At 40.3% G+C, this 5348-nt stretch carries 1 pseudogene; it reads left to right on the forward strand.

Going from position 1 to position 5348, the window contains the following annotated elements:
* Window positions 1-118 precede the first annotated feature (118 nt).
* A pseudogene (locus tag HMPREF9073_RS13335) lies at window positions 119-5348 on the forward strand (Ig-like domain-containing protein); the annotation flags it as partial.

The following is a 5348-nucleotide window of genomic DNA, read 5'->3' on the forward strand; positions in this document are numbered from 1 at the left end:
AGTTGGTTATCAAAAAAACTAACTACTATTTTTTTTTATTTTGTGTAATAAGAGGTTTTTTATTTGTGTAATATGATTATTTTTTATACTTTTGTACCCTAAATAAAAATGTTTTTCCATGAGCAATTTTCTTCAAAAGGTAATTTTTATTATTATATCAGTAATAGTCGGCAATACTTATGCACAAAACTGTGATGTAAATACGCAAAAATCGTTAGAGCAAACCCAAGTGTCATATTTTAATAAAGTAACACAAGGTGATAATGCTGTTTTTACGATACGATATCCTTTGATAGGTACTACTTACATCATCTCCGATAACCTTGGAGCTACTTATTCATTCACTTACACTTCAGGCACTGATGAATTTATCAATGTGAATGCAGGAGCTGTAAATAATGAACGTAGATTTTCACTCAAAGCTCAAAAAGGGACTTGTGTATACCAAACAGGATTCAACTACACTGTAACACCTGCTACCTCGCTTCAACTCGTTACAAGAGTAGAACACGAACGCTGTGGTAATGGGGGAGCTATTCGCTTTACCTTTGTAGGACCTGGTGCCAATAACAACAATTACAACTTCTATATTAAAAAAGATACTGATGCTAATTTTGATACTTCTACCCCTCTTCCTCTTACGGGGGCTCAATCACGCGCTGCTGGTAAATATTATATTATGGCACGCCCTAAAGTAGGAACAGGAGATATAATAACTCCTGTTATTGAAATCAAAAAAGATATAAAAAACCTCGATTATACAATAGCCCCTATACCTGTTACTTGTGCTTCACCTAATTTAGGCATTAAAGCCGAAATAAAAGTAGACCAATGGGGCAACCACAGTGCCAATTACCCTGTGTACTATTCATTATTAGATGCTTCTGATAACCCTATCGCTGGCAAACAACGCCAAACTTCAAATATCTTTACCAATCTAACCCCCGGTACTTATAAGGTAAAAGTAGAAGATTTTTGTGGCTCAAGCCCAACGCCTCAGGCAATTACGCTCACCAATGCAACACTTACCTTTACCCATCTTCAATTAACCTCTGTAAGAGAGTTTAGCTGCGATTATGCCGATTTTAACAAATTGTATTTGTACGGAACGAACATTACGGAAGCTACTAAATCGGATGCTTTCCCTTATCCCTTTACTATAAAATTTGGAATTACAGCTCCCTCAGGAATCGTGTATTCTGCTACCTATACAATTACTGATAGAACAGACCTCGATACTTATATAGGTAAATATGCTTATGGTGAGGCTTTGGTACTAACCAATAACCTGAGAGAACAGCGCATCCCCAAAGAATATGGAGTGTGGACAGTAACTGCCCAAATAACCGTATGTAGTACAACTACTACTATCGGCACAGCTACTAGTACGCTTTATAACCCTATTGAAAATGCAAGAGTAGTGCAAACCGCAGGAGGTAACTCACTTATTGCCTGCCATAAAGAACGACTCATCCTCACTAATAAATACAGAAGAGATACTTCTCCTATACTCAATACCTATTTGGTGGTAGAGCAAGCCCCTACTAACTTTAAGTATGCCGAAGCTGGCTTCTACCAAATCAATACTACAAACCCCTTGCTCAGTGGTAAATATCTAAAACAGGTACTCTATGACCCTTGGCAAGATACCGAGGTGGTAGCTCCTGACTTTATACACGCAGGTGATGTTTTTCAGTTCCGCTTAGTAGATGCTACTTGTAGCAGTACCCGCAGTAGCCTAATGGATACCATTACCATTACTATAGCTAGTGTTGCACAGCCCACTGAAATAACTATAGATAATATAGCTAGTTGTAAAGATGCCACTAAAGAGAGCGCGCCTTATGCCTCTATGCGCATCAGGAAAGGAAGCGGTAGCCCAATCGAAAAAATTCAAATAGTAGCCTTCAACGGGCGAACAATAGGAAGTATACCAAGTACTACTCTTTCCTTACCCTATACACTCACTGAAAACAACCGCGCCGATGAAACTAATTGGTATGTACGCGATTTACCCGCAGGTAGCTATACGGTGGTCGTCACCAATATATGTGGAGGTGTAGTAACTAAAACCAAAGTGCTTTCGGGGCAAACCTATACACTTACTTTTGCCCCTGGTTGTGACCCCAGAGTAGTAGGTCAAATCAACTTGGCAGCTACTGATGATTGGCGCTACACTCAGTCCGAATTTATCATTCAACATTTCAACGAAACTACCCAAAGATGGGATGAGTGGATGTATGCCGGTTTAAACTTTAATACCCCTATCAGTAGAAAAACTGAAGATGAAAGTCTGGGGAAAGAAGGTAAGTTTAGGGTAATACGCCGTATACAAAACTTAGCAGGTGCTTATGAGTGTGTATTAGTACTTGATGAAAAAGAATTTGGCGGCGACCTAAAAAAACCTGACCTCGTAGGCTTTGGCTGTGGCGGTGGTCAATATCACATTGCTGTAATACCTAAAGGCGGCACCGGTCCTTTTACCTATAAATTGGTGCATAAAGTGCCTGGAGGTAGTACTACGCCTATCCCTATAAACCAAACACAATCAGGTAATAACTTCTTTATAGGATTAGACGGTAGCAATCCTAACACCGCCTATAAATTTACAATTACTGATGCTTGCCCACGCACAGAAGATAGAGAGGTTACTATTGCCAATGTAACTACCCCTACTATCATTGCAACTAAACGCTATCACTGCGTGGGACAACCCGCACAACTCTCCGTCCCCAATTTAGGACCTTCTGTAACCATAGAATGGTATCGTTCCGATGCCCCTACTACTCTTGTAGCAACGGGCACTACCCTTAATATAACCTCATTAACAACTGCCGATTTCACCAATAGCTATAGCGTACAACTCAAAATACCTTCTCAACCTACTATAGAAACCTGCATTTCAAATGCGATTGCTGCTTATCAATTCCAGCAGTTAGCAGTCTCTATACCTACAATACCTGCTAACAATGGCGAAACCTATAAATGTATAGCACAAGATGAGGAGATTGATTTGAATACCATATTCAATATTCCTGCCTTACCTACAGGGGTAGCTACACGCATCACCGAAACCACAGGCGAAATTACTGTACCAAGAGATGGCAAACTGAAACTCATCCTTAGAGGTGGCTATAACAAACCTCAGGGAATAGGTTCCTACACCTTCCGTTATGAACTACTTTCTCCTTGTGGAGAAGTAGAGCGATACCAAGAAGCCAAACTAACCGTAAAACGCTATATGAATTACAACCCTAAAACCACTATAAAGGTATGTAATACTACTGTCTCTTTGAATGAAATAAAGAACTTGGTTACAGCAGGAACTCCTACTATAACCACCGTACAACCTGAGTTCCACTGGTACACTTCGTATGCCGATGCCTTAGCAGAAACCTCAGAATTAGCGGGGGCTACCCTCCTTAGTACCCCCAGTGGTAGCAGTCAGATACGCTATTTACGCTTGAGTAAAGCTAATTATTGTAATGATGGAATCTATACTATTACCATACAAGCAGAAACCTCAGTAACTGCTAAAACACTTACCAATGCAGGCTGCGATGTAACCACCATAGAACAGCTAAAAAACTTAGTAGACCCCGCTGATGCCGAAAATGTAATCATCTATAAAAATGGCATCGCTCAAGCTAATGAAGCTACCATAGAAACCAATACAGGCTATACCTATGCCAAAAATGTATATGAATGTGTAACAGCACCCGCTGCTCTTACCTTTAATCTGACCCCTCGGGTGCAGGCACAAAGTGAGCAGGCAAAAGTATGTACCTATATAGGTTATTATGCTGGCTTGATAACTAAAGTTATCGATGTAAAAAATGCCTTAATGCTAAAATACCCTACAGCCACCGCTATCAGAATTTTTGATGAAAATAAAAGTGAATATACCAATCTTTATTCTGAAATTAGTTTAGAAACTAAAATGTTCTTTAAACTACAAGAAATAGGTAAGTGTGAATCTATATTTTACCCAGTGGTAGCAACAATGTCTTCTACTACTGAAGTACAAACTCACTCTATTACTATTTGTGAACAGATAACTGCAGGTGAATTGGCTACCCAGCTACAAGATACTTATGGCTATACTAACGTACAAATACACGAAGGTAGAGGTACCTCTGTAAAAGCACCTACTGATTTTGTAGATTGGAACTCCTCCCTATACTTTAGTGCCGAAGAAACAGGCAAATGCCGTAGTGTTAAGGTACCTTTGATTCTTATCAAAAACGCCAATGTTACTACTGCTACTGCCAAAACTTTCCAGGTGTGCAGGGTAGTAGGCAACAACCCTTATGTATCCGATCTCAAAAATGCAATTACAGGCGGAGAAGTGAAAATATTTATACGTAATGGCACTCAATGGCAGTTGCAAGCCAATACAGCTCAAGTAGACCCTACTAAATCTTATTTCTATACCTTACAAGCTGTAGGCAAGTGTCCTAGTGAGAAAACACCGCTTATTGTCAGTTTGTTAGACAAACCTTCAGTAGCTCCTACCGTAAGTCCTACTGTTACTCTTTGCCCTACAGCAGCGAGCAATGTAGTGAGTTTAGATGCCTATGTTACACCATTAACAGCACATACTCTCCGCTGGTATGCTACAGCTACAGCTACTACTACCAGCACTACCCCTACCATCAATACACAAGTAACTACTAAAACGACTGTAGTAGGTTATGTGGTACAGGTAAATACAAGCGGTTGCGAAAGCCCTCGTGCAGTAGTTACTGTTACAGTAGATGATACTACTACCCCTACTCTTACTGTCCCTACTTCTTTAGTAGTGGATTGCCGCAATGCTACAGCAAGTATCACTCAATGGCTCGGCACAGCTACCGCTACCGATAGCTGTAATGTAGTAAGTGTAACTAATAATTACAACGCAGTAAAACCTGCGGATCTCTGCAATAACAGCGGAGTACTAACTGTAACCTTTACCGCTACCGACTTATTTGGTAATGCTGTTAGCAAAACAAGTACTATAACTTTGGCTCAAATAAAAGCTAATACTGATAGTTTTACGATAGCTAATGGTGCTAATGGAGGCAGTACTACCCTTACTGTCTTTGATAACGATAAAGTAGGAACACAAACTGCTACTCCAGCTACCGTAAGTATGACCGTAGTTACCCCAGCTACTGGAGCTGCTGGCAGTGCTACACCTACCCTCAACGCCGATGGTACAATTACGGTACCTGCGGGCACTAAATCGGGTACTTATACTATAACTTATAAGATTTGTACAAAAGTAGCCTCTCTTACCGTTTGCGATAGTGCAACTGCAACTATAGTAGTAGGTGCCCCTGCGATTGTAGCCAATACCGATACTC

This window comes from Capnocytophaga sp. oral taxon 326 str. F0382 (genome assembly GCF_000318295.1).
Classification (GTDB): domain Bacteria; phylum Bacteroidota; class Bacteroidia; order Flavobacteriales; family Flavobacteriaceae; genus Capnocytophaga; species Capnocytophaga periodontitidis.